The sequence below is a fragment of the Kitasatospora sp. NPDC004272 genome, from assembly GCF_053603035.1.
Window position 1 is genome coordinate 1 of sequence record NZ_JBSGET010000092.1, and the last position, 17,050, is coordinate 17,050.

Sequence of the window (17,050 nt, forward strand, 5' to 3'; positions counted from 1 at the left end):
CCGTCGGGGTCCGGCGGCGGGTTGCCGCGGGGCCGGTGGCGGCGGGCGTTCCGGGCCGGGGCCGGGGTGCCGGTGCGGTCGGCCGGGGCCGCTCGTCGTGCGGGGCTGCCACCGGTCTCCGGCGGCGGGTTCCCGTGGACGCGGTGCGAGCGGCGCCGTGCGTTCCGGGTCGCTCGTCGTGCGGTCCGGGCCGTTCGGCTGCCGTCGTGGGCCGGGGCCGCTCGCCGTGGGGCCGGTGTCGTCCGGGAGCCGCCTGCGGGCGGGTGTTCCGGTTTGTCGATCAGATCTCGTTCCGCCCGGCGGTTGCCGGGCCTGATGGAAGGACTTGGGCCCGATGAGGGTGCTGCTGCTGGGGGCCGACGGGTTCATCGGCCGGCGGGTGGCCGACCGGCTGCTGGCGGAGGAGGGGCCCCAGGTGACCGTGCTGGGGCGGGGGGATTCCGCCGACATCCGGTTCGACCTGGCCGCGGGGAGTCCGGGCGCGCTGGCCCGGTTCCTGGACGCGGTCGCCCCGCAGGTGGTGATCAACTGCGCGGGGGCCACGTACGGGACGTCGCGGAACCTGATCCGGTCCAACACGCTCGCGGTGGCGACGGTCTGCGAGGCGATCCGGCGCAGTCGGGAGCCCGCGCGGCTGGTGCACGTGGGGTCGGCGGCCGAGTACGGTCCGGCGCAGCCCGGGGGGCCGATCCCGGAGAGCGCGGAGCCGCGTCCGGTGGGCCCGTACGGGGTGTCGAAGCTGGCGGGCACCGAGCTGGTGCTGAACTCGGGGCTGGACGCGCTGGTACTGCGGGTGTTCGACGTGGTCGGTCCGGGCGCGCCGACGGCCTCGCTGTTCGGGCGGCTGGCGGAGGGCCTGCGGCGGGCGCTGGAGCAGGACGAGAACCAGGTGCGGATGCCCGACCTGTCCGGCTACCGGGACTTCGTGGACGTCCGGGACGTGGCGCGGGCGATCCAGGCGGCGGCGGTCTCGGCCGCCACCGGGGTGATCAACATCGGCTCCGGCCACGCCGTCCGGGCCCGGGACGCGGCGCACCTGCTGGTGCGGGCGTCCGGCTTCGAGGGCACCGTCAGCGAGGACGCCCGGCAGGTGGTGCTGCCCGCCCAGCAGGCGGGCGCGGAGGGGCTGCGGGCGGTGGAGGCGCGGACGGTCGCCGAGCCGGTGCAGTGGCGGCAGGCGGACGTCCGGACGGCCCGGGACCGTCTCGGATGGCGGACGCAGGTGCCGCTGGAGGAGTCGCTGGGGGACGTCTGGCTGGAGACCGCCTGCCGGGTGTGATCCGGAACGGCCGGGCCTGAACAGGGGGTTGGCCCGGACGGCGGAGGTCTCGCCATCCGGTGTCGCGCATCTCACCCACTGGACCCGCTGTCTTGGAATACCCGGGGCACGTGACACTGTTGGCGTAGTCGAACAGAACCTGACGACCATCGGAGTCCCCGTGTCGCTGCCACCCCTGGTCGAGCCCGCCGCCGAGCTCACCGTCGAAGAGGTCCGCCGGTACTCCCGCCACCTGATCATCCCCGACGTGGGCATGGACGGGCAGAAGCGGCTGAAGAACGCCAAGGTGCTGTGCGTCGGCGCCGGTGGCCTCGGGTCCCCGGCCCTGATGTACATGGCCGCCGCGGGCGTCGGCACGCTCGGCATCATCGAGTTCGACACCGTCGACGAGTCGAACCTGCAGCGCCAGATCATCCACGGCCAGTCCGACATCGGCCGGTCCAAGGCCCAGTCCGCCCGGGACTCGGTCAAGGAGATCAACCCGCTGGTCGAGGTGATCCTGCACGAGGAGCGCCTGGACAACGACAACGTGATGGAGATCTTCTCCGGCTACGACCTGATCGTCGACGGCACGGACAACTTCGCCACCCGGTACCTGGTGAACGACGCCGCGGTGCTGCTCGGCAAGCCGTACGTGTGGGGTTCGATCTACCGCTTCGACGGCCAGGCCAGCGTGTTCTGGGCCGAGCACGGCCCGTGCTACCGCTGCCTCTACCCGGAGGCCCCGCCGCCGGGCATGGTCCCCTCCTGCGCCGAGGGCGGCGTGCTGGGCGTGCTGTGCGCCTCGATCGGCTCGATCCAGGTCAACGAGGCCATCAAGCTGCTGGCCGGCATCGGCGAGCCGCTGGTCGGCCGACTGATGATCTACGACGCCCTGGAGATGCAGTACCGCTCGGTGAAGGTCCGCAAGGACCCGAACTGCGCCCTCTGCGGCGAGAACCCGACGGTCACCGAGCTGATCGACTACGAGTCGTTCTGCGGCGTCGTCTCGGAGGAGGCCAGCGCGGCCGCCGTCGGCTCCACGATCACCTCCAAGCAGCTCAAGGAGTGGATCGACAACGGCGAGCCGATCGACATCATCGACGTCCGCGAGATCAACGAGTACGAGATCGTCTCGATCCCGGGCGCCCGCCTGATCCCGAAGAACGAGTTCCTGATGGGCAACGCCCTGCAGGACCTGCCGCAGGACAAGCGCATCGTGCTGCACTGCAAGACCGGTGTGCGCTCCGCCGAGGTCCTCGCGGTCCTCAAGTCCGCGGGCTTCGCGGACGCGGTGCACCTGGGTGGCGGCGTGATCGGCTGGGTCAACCAGATCGAGCCGGAGAAGCCCGTCTACTGACGGCCGCGCGCGAGTCGTGGCACCACCGGAACCGCCCGGTCGGGGAACTCCCCCGGCCGGGCGGTTCCGTGCGTTCAGGGGGAGCCGGGGGAGGGGGCGGCCAGGCCGAGCAGGGTGCCGGTGCGGTGCATCAGGTGGTCGAAGTACGCCTCCGGGTCGGTGGTGATCCGCGCGAGGTGGCCGAAGAGCTCCAGGGCGAGCGCGCCCAGCAGGTCGCTCCAGCCGGCCAGCGCCGAGACCACCAGGTGCGCGGGGGTGCCGGGGGGCAGCCGGTCCAGCAGCGGGGCCAGCGCGGCCCGGGCCGGGGCGGGGACGGCCGGGTCGCCGGGCGGGCGGTAGGCGCCCGCGGCGGCGGCCTCCTGGAACAGCCGGCCGATCAGCAGCGGCAGCCGGGTGCCGGGCCCGGTGGTGTCCTCGGGGGCGGTGTAGCCGGGCACGGGGGAGCCGTGGACGAGCGCGAACTCGTGCGGGTGGGCCACCGCCCAGCCGCGGACGGCCCGGCAGACGGCCAGCCAGCGGCCCGCGTGGTCGGTGCCGTCGAACGGGTCGGCGGCGGCGTCCGCGGCGTCGCCCAGCGCGTCGTAGGCGTCCGCGATCAGGGCGGTCAGCAGGGCGTCCCGGCCCGGGTAGTAGCGGTACAGCGCGGAGGCGGAGACCAGGCCCACGTCCTTGGCCAGCGTCCGCATGGAGAGCCCGGCGGGCCCGTGCTCGGCGAGCTGGCGGCGGGCGGCGTCCTTGATCTCGCGGGTGAACTCGGCGCGGATCCGCTCGCGGGGGGTGGGGGCCTTCGGCATGCGGACCATCCTCCCAGTGGGCGAGAACGGGCGCAACAATCGAGTACGTCGTTCTTGGGCGAGAACAGTGTTCTTGACAGGGGCGCGGGGGCTGCGCCACGCTGTGGAGCGAGCGAGAACACCGTTCTCCCGGACTCCGAGCGGAGCGTTCCCATGAGCAAGCACCTGGTCGTCGGCGCCGGACCGGTCGGCTCCACCACCGCCCGGCTCCTCGCCGAGCGCGGCGAGGAGGTCGTCGTGGTCACCCGCACCGACGCCGCCGCCCGCCCGCTCGACGGCGTCCGCCGCCTCCACCTGGACGCCGCCGACACCGACGCGCTCAGCGCCGCCGCGGCCGGCGCCGCGGCCCTCTACAACTGCGCCAACCCGCCCTACCACCGCTGGAGCGAGGTCTGGCCGCCGCTCGCCGCGTCCCTGCTCGCCGCCGCCGAACGCAGCGGCGCCGTGCTCGCCACCGTCTCCAACCTGTACGGCTACGGCGCGACGGACGGCCCGATGGGCCCCGACAGCCCGCTGCGGCCCAACTCGGCGAAGGGCGGGGTCCGGGTCGCGATGTGGCGCGAGGCGCTGGCCGCGCACGAGGCCGGACGGGTCCGGGCCACCGAGGTCCGCGGCTCCGACCACCTCGGCCGCGGCGTGGTCGGCGCCCTCGACGGCCGGGCCTTCGGCCGCGCGCTGGCCGGCCGCACCGTCCAGGTCCTCGGCGACCCCGACGCCCCGCACAGCTGGACCTCCCCCGAGGACACCGCCCGGCTGCTGGTCACCGCCGCCACCGAGGAGCGCGCCTGGGGCCGCGCCTGGCACGTGCCCTCCAACCCGCCGCGCAGCCAGCGCCAGGTCGTCACCGACCTCTGCGCGGCCGCGGGACGGCCCGCCCCGAAGGTCACCGCGATCCCGCGCCCGGTGCTGGCCCTGGTCGGGCTGGCCAACCCGACGGTCCGCGCCGTCCGCGAGACGGCGTACCAGTTCGAGCGGCCCTTCGTCATCGACGACACCGCGACCCGGGAGACCTTCGGGCTGGAGCCGGTGCCGTGGGAGCGGATCGTCGCGGAGCTGCTGCCGTGAACGTTCAGAGGGGCTCGGGAGTCAAGCACAACAGAGGCTCGGGGAACGGCGATAGCCCCCGCCAGGGGCTCGGGGAACGGCGAGGCCCAGTCTGCTGACGGTTCACTGCCGTGGCGCGCATCGGCTTCTGGTTCTGTTCAAGGCACGCAGCAGCACGGACACTCCGATGGGCTCCGGCCGTCAGCAGCACGGACTCGCCGTTCCCCGAGCCCCTGGTGGTGCATGCCCGTCTGCCGACAGTTCCCCGAGCCCCTGGTGGTGCATGCCCGTCTGCCGACAGTTCCCCGAGCCCCTGGCGGGGCTTACCGGCGGGGCTCTCTCAGAGGGCGTTCTTGCGCTGGAGGATGTTGTAGGCGATCCAGCCCGGGAGGACCGGGAGCCAGAAGGTGAGCAGGCGGTAGAGGAAGACGGCGGGGGTGGCGGCCGTCGCGGGGACGCCGGCGACGGTGAGGGCGGTGATCAGGGCGATCTCGACCGGGCCGATGCCGCCGGGGGTGGGGACGGCGGAGCCGGCCGCGTTGGCGGTGAGGAAGACCACGGCGACGGCCGCGTAGGTGACGTTGGCGCCGCCGCCGAAGGCGTGCACGGAGGCGTCCAGGCAGGCGGTGAAGGAGAGGGTCAGCAGGATGATGCCGCCGAAGCCGGTGATCAGCTTGCGGGGGGTCTGCATCAGGTCGAGCATCCGCGGGATGACGCCGAACAGCAGCGAGCGGACCCGGGTGACCACGAACCGGCGCATCGGGGCGACCGCGGCGACCACCAGGGCGAGGACGGCCGCGGTGAGGACGCCGATGATGACGGCCCGGGACGCGCCGAGGTCCCCGTTGGTCTGGGAGCCGGTGATCAGGCCGAAGGCGAACAGCAGCATCAGGTGGCCGCCGAGGCCGGCCAGCTGGGAGGCGCCGACCGAGGCGACGGCCTGGACCGGGCGGATGCCGGCCTTCTGCAGGTAGCGGGTGTTCAGGGCGATGCCGCCGACCGCGGCCGGGGCGACCAGCTTGACGAAGGAGCCGGCCAGCTGGGCGGTGACGGTGCGCCAGAACGGGAGCTTCTCCGGGACGAAGCCGGTCAGGCTCATCGCGGCGGCCACGTACGAGAACGCCGAGGCGGCCAGTGCGAGCGAGGCCCAGGCCCAGTTCATCTGGGAGACCTTGAACTGGTCGGGCCGGACGGTGGTCAGGGTCAGGTAGGCGGCGAAGGTGAGCGCCACCACCATGATCAGGGTCCGGGGCTTGAGGCGTTCCAGCTTGGCGGGGGCCAGCGGGGCCTCGGGGGCGATCTGCAGGATCTGCGCCCGGATCTTCGCGAGCAGGTCCTCGCCGGCCTGGGCGATGTCCTCCTCGGCCTGCTGCTGGGTGCGCTCGCCCGCGGCGACCTGCTTGAGGGCGAGGGCCTGGGCGGCGGCCTTGCGCTCCTTGGTCATCCGCTGGAGGTCGCCGCGGGTCTGTCGGCTCAGGCCGACCGGTTGGAGCAGCGGCAGCGCCTCGGCGACCCGGGTGGGGCCGAGGACGCCGGTGGCGACGGCCACCGCGCGCTCCGGGCCGACCCGCAGGGCGAAGGTGGTGAGCAGCTGGGCGACGTCGATGCGCAGGGTCAGGTCGCCGGCCGCGATGTCGCCGCCGGAGAGGTTGACCAGGCAGCCGGTGCGCTCGTCGACGACCAGCAGGGACTCGCCGGTGAGCCGGCGGTGGGCGATCCGGCGCTCGTGCAGGGTGGCGACGGAGGCCCAGAACGAGGCCATCACCGCGTCGGTGACCTCCTCGTCGGCCAGGTCGTCGAGGGTCCGGCCGGCCACGTTCTCGTACACCAGGATGGCGGCGTCCGGGCCCAGCTCGGAGGTGGCGACCAGCTGCGGGGCGCGGGCCCCGGAGGCGGCCGCCGCGTACGCGATCAGGGCCTCCTGTTCGAGGGCCTGGCGCAGTGACTGGGGGCTGCGGCGGACCGCGACCGAGCGCAGCCGCAGCCGCCGCCAGGCGCGGTAGAAGAAGCCGGACGCCTGCTGCTCGCGGTCGATGATGTGGACGTCGAGCAGCGGGCCGGTCTGCTGGGTGACCAGGTAGCGGCGGGTGCCGCCGGGCGCGGCGGGGGCCAGGTGGGCGGCGGACGGGGCGAAGCCGACCTTGCGCAGGCCGATCATCAGGTGCTGCCCGGTGGGGCGGATGTTCGGCGAGCCGATCGCGTACAGCGTGCCGTAGGCCACCGACCAGCCGATCAGGACGGTCAGCACCAGGGACAGCGGGGTGGTGTTGCCGTTGATCAGTTCGGCCGCGCCGGAGAGGATCACCACCACCCACAGGGCGACCCGCCAGCGCGGCCGGCTCGACATGCCGACCGCCGTCATGTAGGCGATCACCGGGGCCAGGTAGCCGTGCACCGGATCGGTGAGGGTCTCGCCGCCGCCCGGCGGGAACTGGGTCAGCGCGTTGCGGATCTCCTCGGGCGCGCTGGCCGCCACCCACCAGTCGACGCCCAGCGAGACGCCGTACGCGAGCACCGAGGCGAGCACGCCGTCGGCGACCCGCAGGCCGTCGCGCTTGATCAGCCGTTCGACCGCGAAGGCCAGCGGCACGGTGAGCACCGCGATGGAGGAGACCAGTGCGGAGATCTTGGACAGCACGCCGGGGATCCGGTCGGCGTTGACCGTGATGTCCTTCTCGATGCCGGTGGTGGTGGAGACCGCCACCTGCGCCAGCACGAACACCAGGACGATCAGGAACAGCCCGCCCAGGAACTTCAGCAGGTCGGACGGCCGGTGCGCGCGGGGGGCGAGCAGCGGTTCGTCGACGGCCAGGTACTCCCCGGCGGGCTCCTCGGCGGGCCGCTCCCCCCGGTCGCGCTCCCGCCCCCGCTCCCCGTCCTGCTTCCGGTCCGGCTCCGGTGGCCGGTCCGGTGTGCCCGGACGCTCCGGCCCCTCGTCCGACGGCAGCTGTGCGGCCACCGTTCCCTCCCCCGTGTGGTGCGCGTCCCGCTCCCGGTGGCGCAGGTCGACCGGCCGTTCGGCAAAACCGTCGGTGGCGGGCTGCTCGGAGCCCTCGTCCACGTTCAATCCCGCCGTCCCGGTCATCTGGTCTTCGTCCTCGTGTGTCGCACTGCCCCGAAGATGCTGCCATGCCCGCCACCCGGGTGCCGTCCAGGGGCCGCATCCCGCGCGCCGGGTCGCCCGCACGGGGTGCTGGAAATCGACCGGATGGGGAAGAATGCGGCGGATGACCGACTCCGAGGACGTCCCCGCGATCCCGCCGTACGCCGAGGCGGTGCTCGACCTCGCCGAGCGGATCCCGCCCGGCCGGGTCATGACCTACGGGGACGTCGCCGAGTACCTGGGCCGCGGCGGCCCCCGACAGGTCGGCCGGGTGATGGCACTGTACGGGGCACCGGTGCCCTGGTGGCGGGTGATCCGGGCGGACGGGCGGCCGCTGCCCGGCCACGAGCACCGCGCGCTGCCCGAGTACCGCGCCGAGGGCACCCCGCTGCGCACCGTGGGCGGCGAACCCCGGGTCGACCTGCGGGCCGCCCGCTGGGACGGGGCGTCCTGACCGGGCGATGTGCGCCGGAGGGGTCTGTGGGTGCACCATCGTAGGCTCGTCGCGGCAAGGCCCTCTCCCGGCCCGCCGCTGAACCGCCGTACGACCCTGGACCGCAGTGACCTCACCGTTCCGCCTGGTGCGCAGCCCCCTCGCCCAGCCCGACCCGCCCCAGCTGGACGCCTTCCAGCAGGCGGTCGTCGAGCACGCCTCGGGGCCGCTGCTGGTGCTCGCCGGGCCCGGGACGGGCAAGACCACCACCCTGGTCGAGGCGGTCGCCCGGCGGGTCGCCGACGGCACCGCGCCCGACCGCGTCCTGGTGCTGACCTTCAGCCGCAAGGCCGCGATGGAGCTGCGCGACCGGATGACCGCCCGGATCGGCGCCACCGCCCCGCAGGCCACCACCTTCCACTCGTTCTGCTACGCCCTGCTGCGCGCCCACCAGCCGCCCGAGGAGTACGCCGAGCCGCTGCGGCTGCTCTCCGGCCCGGAACAGGACGTGATGGTCCGCGAACTGCTCGCGGGCGGCGCCGAGGACGCCAAGGCGGGCGTCGGCACCATCGCCTGGCCGCTGGACCTGCGGGCCTGCCTGACTACCCGCGGCTTCGCCGACGAGGTGCGCGCCGTGCTCGCCCGCAGCCGCGAGCTCGGCCTCGGCGAGCAGGAGCTGGAACGCTTCGCGGCGGGCGTGCGGCGCCCCGACTGGGCCGCCGCCGCGCACTTCCTGGCCGAGTACCTGGACGTGCTGGACCTGCGCGGCGTCCTCGACTACGCCGAACTCGTCCACCGCGCCGTGCTGCTCGCCGAGCGCGAGGACGTCGCCGCCCAGCTGCGCGAGCGCTACGACGCGGTGTTCGTCGACGAGTACCAGGACACCGACCCGGCCCAGGTCCGGCTGCTGCGGCGGCTGGCCGGCGGCGGGCGGGACCTGGTCGCGGTCGGCGACCCCGACCAGTCGATCTACGCCTTCCGCGGCGCCGACGTGAACGGCATCCTGGAGTTCCCCGACGCCTTCCGGCACGCCGACGGCCGCCCCGCCGAGGTCAAGGTGCTGCGGGTCTCCCGGCGCTCCGGCGCGGTGCTGCTGGCCGCCTCCCGCGAACTCGCTCGCCGGATGCCGATGGGCCGGCTGCCCGCCGACAAGCTCGCCGCGCACCGCGCCCTGCTCCCCTCCCGGGAGGGCGGCGCCGTCGAGGTGTACACCTACCCGACGCCCGGCGCCGAACTCGACTCGGTCGCCGACCTGCTGCGCCGCGCCCACCTGGAGGACGGCGTCCCCTGGGGCGAGATGGCCGTCCTGGTCCGGGCCGGCTCCCGGACCATACCGGCGGTGCGCCGCGCGCTGGCCGCCGCCGGCGTCCCGCTGGAGATCGACGGCGACGACCTGCCGCTGCGCGAGGAGGGCGCCGTCGTCCCGCTGCTGCTCGCCCTGCGGGTCTGCGCCGAGGGCCCCGGCGCGCTCACCGCCGACCTCGCGCACACCCTGCTCACCGGACCGCTCGCCGCCCTCGACGGCTCCGACCTGCGCCGCCTGGGCCGCACCCTGCGCGAGGAGGAGCGCCGCGCGCTCGCCGCCGACGGCGCCCCCGGCGTGGTCCGCCCCGCCGAGGAGCTGATCCGCGAGGCGCTGGCCCACCCCGACCAGCTCGCCCTGGTGGACGCCCCCTACGCCCGCCGCGCCCACGAGCTCGGCATGCTGCTGCGCAAGGTCCGCGAGCTGCTGGCCGGCGGCGCCAGCGCCGAGGACGCGCTCTGGGAGCTGTGGGACGGCTCCCGCCGCTGGCGCGAACGCCTGGAGCGGGCCGCCCTGCGCGGCGGCCCCGCCGGGCGCAACGCCGACCGCGACCTGGACGCGCTGTGCGCGCTGTTCGAGACCGCCGCCCGCGCCGAGGAGCGGGTCACCGGCCACCGCGGCGCCCTCGACCTGCTCGCCGAGGTCGAGGCCCAGGACATCGCCGCCGACACCCTGCACGTGCGCGCGGTGCGCCCCGACGCCGTCCGGCTGATGACCGCGCACCGCTCCAAGGGCCTGGAGTGGCGGCTGGTCGTCGTCACCGGCGTCCAGGAGGGCCTCTGGCCCGACCTGCGCCGCCGCGGCTCGCTGCTGGAGGCCGACCGGATCGGCCGCGACGGCCTCGCCGAACCGCTCTCCCCGGCCGCGCTGCTCGCCGAGGAGCGCCGGCTGTTCTACGTCGCCGCGACCCGGGCCAAGGACCGGCTGGTGGTCACCGCCGTCAAGGCGCCCGCCGAGGACGGCGACGAACCCTCCCGGTTCCTGCGCGAGCTCTACCGGGAGACCGTCGACCCGCGCACCGGCAAGGTGCTGGAGCGCGTCCCCCGGGTCAAGGTCGCCGACGTCACCGCCCGGCCGCGCCGTCCGCTGTCGGTGCCCGCGCTGGTCGCCGAACTGCGCGCCGTCACCGTCGACCCGGACCGCTCCCCGCAGCTGCGCCGGGCCGCCGCCGAACGGCTCGCCACCCTGGCCGCCGCCACCGACGAGGACGGCCGCCCGCTCGTCCCCGCCGCCCACCCCGACCAGTGGTGGGGCCTGGACGACCCCACCGCCGCCCCGCAGCCGCTGCGCGAGCCCGAACAGCCCGTCCGGCTCTCCGGCAGCGGCCTGGAGCAGCTGGAGTCCTGCACGCTCCAGTGGTTCCTGGAGAAGGACGTCAGGGCGGGCACCACCGCCTCCGCCGCCCAGGGCTTCGGCAACGTGGTGCACGCCCTCGCCGACGAGGTCGGCTCCGGCCGCACCCCCGCCGACCTGGCCGTCCTGATGGAGCGCCTGGACACCGTCTGGGACGCCCTGGCCTTCGACGCGCCCTGGAAGTCCACCCAGGAGAAGGGTGAGGCCCGGGCCGCCCTGGAGCGCTTCCTGCGCTGGCACGTGCTGGAGCGCGAACGCACCACCGTCGCCACCGAGCACGGCTTCGACCTGACCCTGGACGTCGGCGGCGTCGCGGTCCGGATCCGCGGCTCGATGGACCGGGTCGAGGCCGACGCCGCGGGCCGGGCGTACGTCGTCGACTTCAAGACCGGGAAGACCCCGCCCGCCAACAGCTCGCTGCCCGACAACCGCCAGCTCGCCGTCTACCAGCTCGCGGTCGGCCGCGGCGCGCTCGACGGCCTGCCCGGCTTCGAGCACGGCGCGGTGCCCGGCGGCGCCGAGCTGGTGCAGCTGCGCGCCCCGGACAAGAAGGACCCCGAGGCCCCCAAGGTGCAGCGGCAGCTGCCCGAGGAGAGCACCCCCTGGATCGAGGACCTGCTGGTGGAGACCGCCGGGAAGGTGCTCGCCGAGAAGTTCACCCCCACCGCGGGCGAGCGCTGCGGGCGCTGCGCCTTCCGCGGCAGCTGCTCCGCGCAGCGGGACGGCCGGCATGTCGTCGACTGAGCCGCTGCGGCACCCGGCCCGGCTCCGCGAACTGCTCGGGATCCCGTTCAACGACGAGCAGCTGGCGGCCATCGGCGCCCCCATGGAACCCGGCGTGATCGTGGCCGGCGCGGGCTCCGGCAAGACCACCGTGATGGCCGCCCGGGTGGTCTGGCTGGTCGGCTCCGGCGCGGTGCGCCCCGAGCAGGTGCTCGGCCTGACCTTCACCAACAAGGCCGCCGGGGAGCTCGCCGAGCGGGTCCGGGCCGCCCTGCTGCGGGCCGGCGTCCGCGCGGAGGACGAGGAGGCCCTCGGCGACCCGCAGATCTCCACCTACCACGCCTTCGCCGGGACGCTGCTCAAGGAGCACGGCCTGCGGCTGGGCATAGAGCCGGACGTCCGGCTGCTCGCCGACGCCACCCGCTTCCAGCTCGCCGCCCGGGTGCTGCGGCAGGCCCGCGGCCCGTTCCCGGCGCTCACCGGCACCTTCTCCGCGCTGGTCGCCGAGATCATCGCGCTGGACTCCGAACTCGCCGAGCACCTGGTCGAGCCCGCCCGGCTGCGCGCGCACGACGAGGAGCTGCTGGACGAGCTGGCCGGCGTCAAGCTCACCAACGAGGACCTGCGGGCCGTCCCGAAGGCCGCCCGCGGCCGGCAGGAACTGCTGCGGCTGGTCGAGGACTACCGGGCCCGCAAGCAGCAGCTCGGCCTGCTCGACTTCGGCGACCAGATCGCCGCCTCCGCCCGGCTCGCCACCCAGCGCCCCGAGGTCGGCCGGCTGCTGCGCGAGCAGTACCGGGTGGTGCTGCTGGACGAGTACCAGGACACCTCGGTCGCCCAGCGCCTCATGCTGGCGGGCCTGTTCGGCGGTGCGGACGGCGCCGGGCACCCGGTCACCGCGGTCGGTGACCCCTGCCAGGCGATCTACGGCTGGCGCGGCGCCTCGGTCGCCAACCTCGACGACTTCCCCCGGCACTTCCCGCGCGCCGACGGCGGCGCCGCGCACCGCTTCGCGCTCAGCGAGAACCGCCGCAGCGGCGGCCGGCTGCTCGACTTCGCCAACCGGCTCGCCGCCCCGCTGCGCGCCATGCACGAGGGCGTCGAGGCGCTGCGGGCCGCCCCCGGCGCCGAACGGGACGGCCGGGCCCGGATCGCGCTGCTGCCCACCCACGCCGAGGAGGTCGACTGGCTGGCCGACTCGATCGCGCACCTGGTGCGCACCGGCACCGCGCCCGGCCGGATCGCCGTGCTCTGCCGGGCCGGCAGCTCCTTCCCCGACCTCCACGCCGCGCTGGTCGGGCGGAAGGTCCCGGTCGAGGTGGTCGGCCTCGGCGGGCTGCTGCAACTGCCCGAGGTGGCCGACCTGGTGGCGGTCTGCGAGGTGCTCCAGGACCCGACCGCGAACGCCGCCCTGGTCCGGCTGCTGGTCGGCCCGCGCTGGCGCACCGGCCCGCGCGACCTGGCGCTGCTCGGCCGCCGCGCCGCCGAACTCGTCCGCACCGCCCGCCCCGGCGAGCAGGACGCCCTCAGCGCCGCCGTCGCCGAGACCGACCCCACCGAGGTGGTCTCGCTCGCCGACGCGCTGGAGACCTTCGTCGACGCCGAACAGCCCGACGACCTGCCGTTCTCGCCCGAGGCGCGGGTCCGCTTCGCCCGCTTCGCCCGGGAGATCCGCGAACTGCGCCGGGCGCTGGCCGAACCGCTGATGGATGTCCTGCACCGGGTGCTCACCGTCACCGGCCTGGAGGTCGAGCTCTCCGCCTCCCCGCTGGCGCTGGCCGCCCGCCGCCGGGAGACCCTGCACTCCTTCCTGGACATCGCCGCCTCCTTCGCCGACCTGGACGGCGACCCCGGACTGGCCGCCTTCCTGGCCTTCCTGCGCGCCGCCCAGGAGTACGAGCGCGGCCTGGACGCCGGGCTGCCCGGCGGCGAGGACACCGTCAAGGTGCTCACCGCGCACAAGTCCAAGGGCCTGGAGTGGGACGTGGTCGCCGTCCCCGGCCTGGTCAAGGGCGGCTTCCCGTCCGGCCAGGGGCGCGAACGCTGGACCTCCACCCGCCGGGTGCTGCCGCACGCCCTGCGCGGCGACGCCGCCACCCTGCCCGGCACCCCGGCCTGGACCGCCAAGGGCATGGGCGCCTTCAAGCAGGAGATGGCGCGGCACGGCGAGGTCGAGGAACTGCGGCTCGGCTACGTCGCGTTCACCCGGCCGCGCTCGCTGCTGCTGGCCTCCGGGCACTGGTGGGGGCCGTCCCAGAAGCGCCGGCGCGGACCGTCCGACTTCCTGCTGGAGCTGCGCGAGCACTGCGAGCGGCCCGACGGCGGCGGCGAGATCGAGCACTGGGCCGAGGAGCCCGACCCCGAGGAGCAGAACCCGGCGTTCGACGTCTCGGTGGAGACCCCCTGGCCGCTGCCGCTCGACCCGACCGCGCAGCACGCCCGCCGCCGGGTCGCCCGGGTGGTGCGGCAGCGGCTGGCCGGCGCCCCCGCGCCCGGGCCCGAGCCGATGGGCGCCGAGGACCAGCGGCTGCTGGCCTCCTGGGACCGCGACCTGACCGCCCTGGTCGGCGAGTTGGAGCGCTCCCGGCGCAGCACCCGGGACGTCGAACTGCCCGCCTCGCTGTCCGCCTCCCAGCTGATGCGGCTGGCCGCCGACCCCGACGGCTTCGCCCGCGACCTGGCCCGCCCGATGCCCCGCCCGCCCGCGCCCGCCGCCCGCCGCGGCACCCGCTTCCACGCCTGGGTGCAGTCCCGCTACGACCAGCCGCTGCTGCTCGGCCCCGACGCGCTGCCCGGCCTGGACGACGAGGAGATCGAGGACGAGCGCGACCTCGAACGCCTCAAGGAGGCGTTCCTGCGCGGCCCCTACGCCCGCCGCACCCCGCACCGGGTCGAGGCGCCCTTCCAACTGGTGCTCGCGGGACGGGTGGTGCGCGGCCGGATCGACGCGGTCTACCGGGACGCCGACCGTGGCGCAGGGTCACCGCGCTACGAGGTGGTCGACTGGAAGACCGGCCGGGAGGACTCCGGCGACCCGCTGCAACTCGCCATCTACCGGCTGGCCTGGGCCGAACAGGCGGGCGTCCCGCCGGAGCGGGTCAGCGCCTCGTTCTGCTACGTGCGCTCCGGGCGGGTCGAAACCCCGTCAGGACTTCCCGGCCGAAAAGAGTTGAGCGATCTTCTGATCGGGAATAGGTAGAAAAGAGTCACTCAGAGCATCCAACCCGTCACGAGATCACGCGAAACCCGTGCGCCCTGCACGTTTCGTGCCTATTGTGGGGTCGGTAACCGGTCATCCCTCGTACTCCGGCCGCCGTCAGGGCTCTCCCGACCCCTTGACCTCCCGTCAGACCCGCCGGTGCCGAGCAGCACCCGCACCTTCCGCTGGAGAGACCGACGTTGAGCGCGACCGGATGGATCAGGGACGTCCTCCACGGCCCCACCCCGGGCCCCGTGCCGGGAACCGTCACCGGCACCTGGCCCAAGACCTCGCACGCCCTGCCGCTGATCGGCATGGCGCTGATCCTCGCCCTCGACCTGCTGACCAACAGCCAGGTCACCGTCGAACCCGCCCTGACCGCCGTCCCCGCCCTCGCCGCGGTGGTCTCCCGCCGCACCTGGTACCCGCTGCTGACCGGCGCCCTCGCCGAGGTCAGCGCCTTCGGGACGGCCTGGTACCACGACATCCTCGGCCAGTCCGTGCACACCGCCACGGTCGCCGCCATCGTCATCATCGCCGGCATCGGCCACCTCAGCGCCAACCTGCGGCTGCGCCAGGAAGTCGCCCTGGCCGAGGCCCAGTTGGTCGCCGAGATCGCCCGCCGGGTGCTGCTGCGCCCGGTCCCCGAACGGGTCGGCCCGGTCCGTGCCGCCGTCCGCTACGCCGCCGCCGCGGCCCACGCCTCGATCGGCGGCGACCTGTACGAGGTCGTCCACACCCGGCACGGCGTGCGCGCCGTGGTGGGCGACGTCCGCGGCAAGGGCCTCGCCGCGGTCGAGACCGCCGCCGCCGTGCTCGGCGCCTTCCGCGAGGCCGCGCACCAGGAGGCCGCCCTCGACCGGGTGGCCGGCTGGCTCGCGGTCAGCCTCGACCGGGCCCTGCACGAGAACGAGCACCCCGGCGTCGAGGAGGAGTTCGTCACCCTGGTGCTGATCGGCGTCCGCCCCGACGGCGTCCTGGAGATCGCCAACTGCGGCCACCCCGCGCCCGTCCTGCTCCGCGGCGAGGACGCGCCGCGACTGCTGGCCGCCGACGAGACCGTCCCCCCGCTCGGCGTCCTCGACCCCGCCGACGTCCGGCCCCCGCTCCAGCTCCTCGAAGCCGAACCCGGCGACCGCATCCTGCTCTACACCGACGGCGTCATCGAGGCCCGCGACCACCGCGGCGCCTTCTACCCCCTCGCCGACCGCCTCCCGCTGCTCGCCGACGGCGGCCCGGTCGAAGTCCTGCACCGCCTCCACGACGACGTCGTCCGCCACGTCGGCCACAAGCTCGGCGACGACGCGGCGATGCTGCTGCTCCAGTTCGACCCGGTCACGCTGCCGGCGCAGAACGCGTACCAGGAGACGCGCATCTAGGGGCTCGGGGAACGGCGAGGCCCGGTCTGCTGACGGTTCACTGCCGTGGCGTGCATCGGCTTCCGGTTCTGTTACGGCACGCAGCAGCACGGACCTTCGATGGGCTCCGGCCGTCAGCAGCTCGGACTCGCCGTTCCCCGAGCCCCTGTTGTGGTTGCTCTTCCGTTTCAGACCTCGATGTCGACGACCAGCGGGCGGTGGTCGGAGACCCCCGTGCGCGGGGCGGAGACCGAGCCGACGGTGTTGCGGGGGACGCCGATGCCCAGGATGTGGTCGAACTGGACGGTCGGGCGGTGCGAGGGGTAGGTGGGGGTGCGGGCCAGGTCGTACCAGCCCTGGAGGCGGGTGCGCCGCGCGGTGCGGACCCGTTCGCGCCGCGCGGTGCGCTGGATCGCGTGCGCCGAGCCGAGCACGGTGCGCGGCACCGCGCCGATCAGGTTGAAGTCGCCCAGCACCAGGTAGGGCTGCGGCAGGTCGGCGATCCAGCGCCGGATCGCGGCGAGCTGCCCGACGTTCCAGCCCGGGACGAAGGACAGGTGCGCGGCCACCACCGTGAACTCCCCGCCCGGCCCGGCCAGTACGGCGGCCAGCGCCGCCCGCGGCTCGTCCGGGACGGGGGTGAGCCCGCGCCGCCCGGCGACCCGCAGCGGCAGGCCGAAGGGCGCGGGCGCGAACCGGCGGGCCCGCCAGTGCAGCACGGGCAGCCGGGTGAGCAGCGCGGTGCCGTACGAGGGCCGGGAGCCGTCGTCGAGGTCGCCGGGGCCGTAGACGGCGAGGCCGGGCCGGACGGGGTCGGGGACCCAGCCCGCGCCGGGCGCGGGGACGCCGTGCAGCGCGGCGGCGAAGCGCCAGTCGGCGGCGCCCATGGCCTTCGCGGCGACGGCCGCCTGGTCGGTGCGGCCGGAGCGCTCCTGGTGGCGGTCGACCTCCTGGAGGGCGAGCACGTCGGCGTCGAGGGCGGCGACGGCGTCGGCCAGCGGGGCGCCCGGGTCGACGGGGTAGGGCGCGGGACTGCCGTCGGGGGCGAGCGGTTGGCCGTGCAGCAGGTTGTACGTGGCGATCCGCAGTGTGGTCACGCCGTCGACCGTACCGGGCCGGGGT

Annotated in this window: 10 protein-coding genes; 7 read left to right on the forward strand and 3 right to left on the reverse strand. The window is 75.1% G+C overall.

What is annotated here, in order from left to right:
* Nucleotides 1–334 precede the first annotated feature (334 nt).
* Both ACWEO5_RS25550 and moeZ read left to right on the forward strand, forming a co-directional pair.
* The gene (locus ACWEO5_RS25550) at nt 335–1,279 is read left to right on the forward strand and encodes an NAD-dependent epimerase/dehydratase family protein (RefSeq protein WP_452164598.1); all 945 of its coding nucleotides are present in this window, start codon (nt 335–337) and stop codon (nt 1,277–1,279) included.
* Between the two features lie 160 nt (nt 1,280–1,439).
* Complete coding sequence (moeZ, locus tag ACWEO5_RS25555; protein ID WP_344552526.1) at nt 1,440–2,618, forward strand: adenylyltransferase/sulfurtransferase MoeZ; 1,179 nt, start codon at nt 1,440–1,442, stop codon at nt 2,616–2,618.
* Between the two features lie 74 nt (nt 2,619–2,692).
* Here the strand turns inward: moeZ and ACWEO5_RS25560 are convergent, their stop codons facing one another.
* Nucleotides 2,693–3,412 carry a TetR/AcrR family transcriptional regulator gene (locus ACWEO5_RS25560; protein ID WP_452164599.1) on the reverse strand — a complete coding sequence of 240 codons (720 nt, stop codon included), beginning with the start codon at nt 3,410–3,412 and terminating at the stop codon, nt 2,693–2,695.
* Nucleotides 3,413–3,565: 153 nt separating this feature from the next.
* Here ACWEO5_RS25560 and ACWEO5_RS25565 point away from each other — a divergent pair, with 153 nt between their 5' ends.
* Complete coding sequence (locus ACWEO5_RS25565) at nt 3,566–4,477, forward strand: NAD-dependent epimerase/dehydratase family protein (RefSeq protein WP_452164600.1); 912 nt, start codon at nt 3,566–3,568, stop codon at nt 4,475–4,477.
* Between the two features lie 319 nt (nt 4,478–4,796).
* Here ACWEO5_RS25565 and ACWEO5_RS25570 read toward each other — a convergent pair whose 3' ends face one another.
* A complete protein-coding gene (locus ACWEO5_RS25570; RefSeq protein WP_452164601.1) occupies nt 4,797–7,541 on the reverse strand; it encodes a flippase-like domain-containing protein in 2,745 nt (914 codons plus the stop codon).
* Between the two features lie 142 nt (nt 7,542–7,683).
* Between ACWEO5_RS25570 and ACWEO5_RS25575 the strand changes: the two genes are divergently transcribed.
* From ACWEO5_RS25575 to ACWEO5_RS25590, 4 genes are all read left to right on the forward strand, one after another.
* A complete protein-coding gene (locus ACWEO5_RS25575; RefSeq protein ID WP_344552528.1) occupies nt 7,684–8,013 on the forward strand; it encodes an MGMT family protein in 330 nt (109 codons plus the stop codon).
* Nucleotides 8,014–8,119: 106 nt separating this feature from the next.
* On the forward strand, nt 8,120–11,392 hold the full coding sequence (locus ACWEO5_RS25580; RefSeq protein WP_452164602.1) for an ATP-dependent helicase: 3,273 nt from the start codon (nt 8,120–8,122) through the stop codon (nt 11,390–11,392).
* A complete protein-coding gene (locus ACWEO5_RS25585; RefSeq protein ID WP_452164603.1) occupies nt 11,379–14,570 on the forward strand; it encodes an ATP-dependent DNA helicase in 3,192 nt (1,063 codons plus the stop codon). The genes ACWEO5_RS25580 and ACWEO5_RS25585 overlap by 14 nt, the downstream gene beginning before the upstream one ends.
* A 200-nt stretch (nt 14,571–14,770) precedes the next feature.
* A complete protein-coding gene (locus ACWEO5_RS25590; RefSeq protein WP_452164604.1) occupies nt 14,771–15,949 on the forward strand; it encodes a PP2C family protein-serine/threonine phosphatase in 1,179 nt (392 codons plus the stop codon).
* Between the two features lie 167 nt (nt 15,950–16,116).
* On the opposite strand, the gene ACWEO5_RS25595 is transcribed toward ACWEO5_RS25590, so the two are convergent.
* The gene (locus ACWEO5_RS25595; protein WP_452164605.1) at nt 16,117–17,025 is read right to left on the reverse strand and encodes an endonuclease/exonuclease/phosphatase family protein; all 909 of its coding nucleotides are present in this window, start codon (nt 17,023–17,025) and stop codon (nt 16,117–16,119) included.
* Nucleotides 17,026–17,050 lie beyond the last annotated feature (25 nt).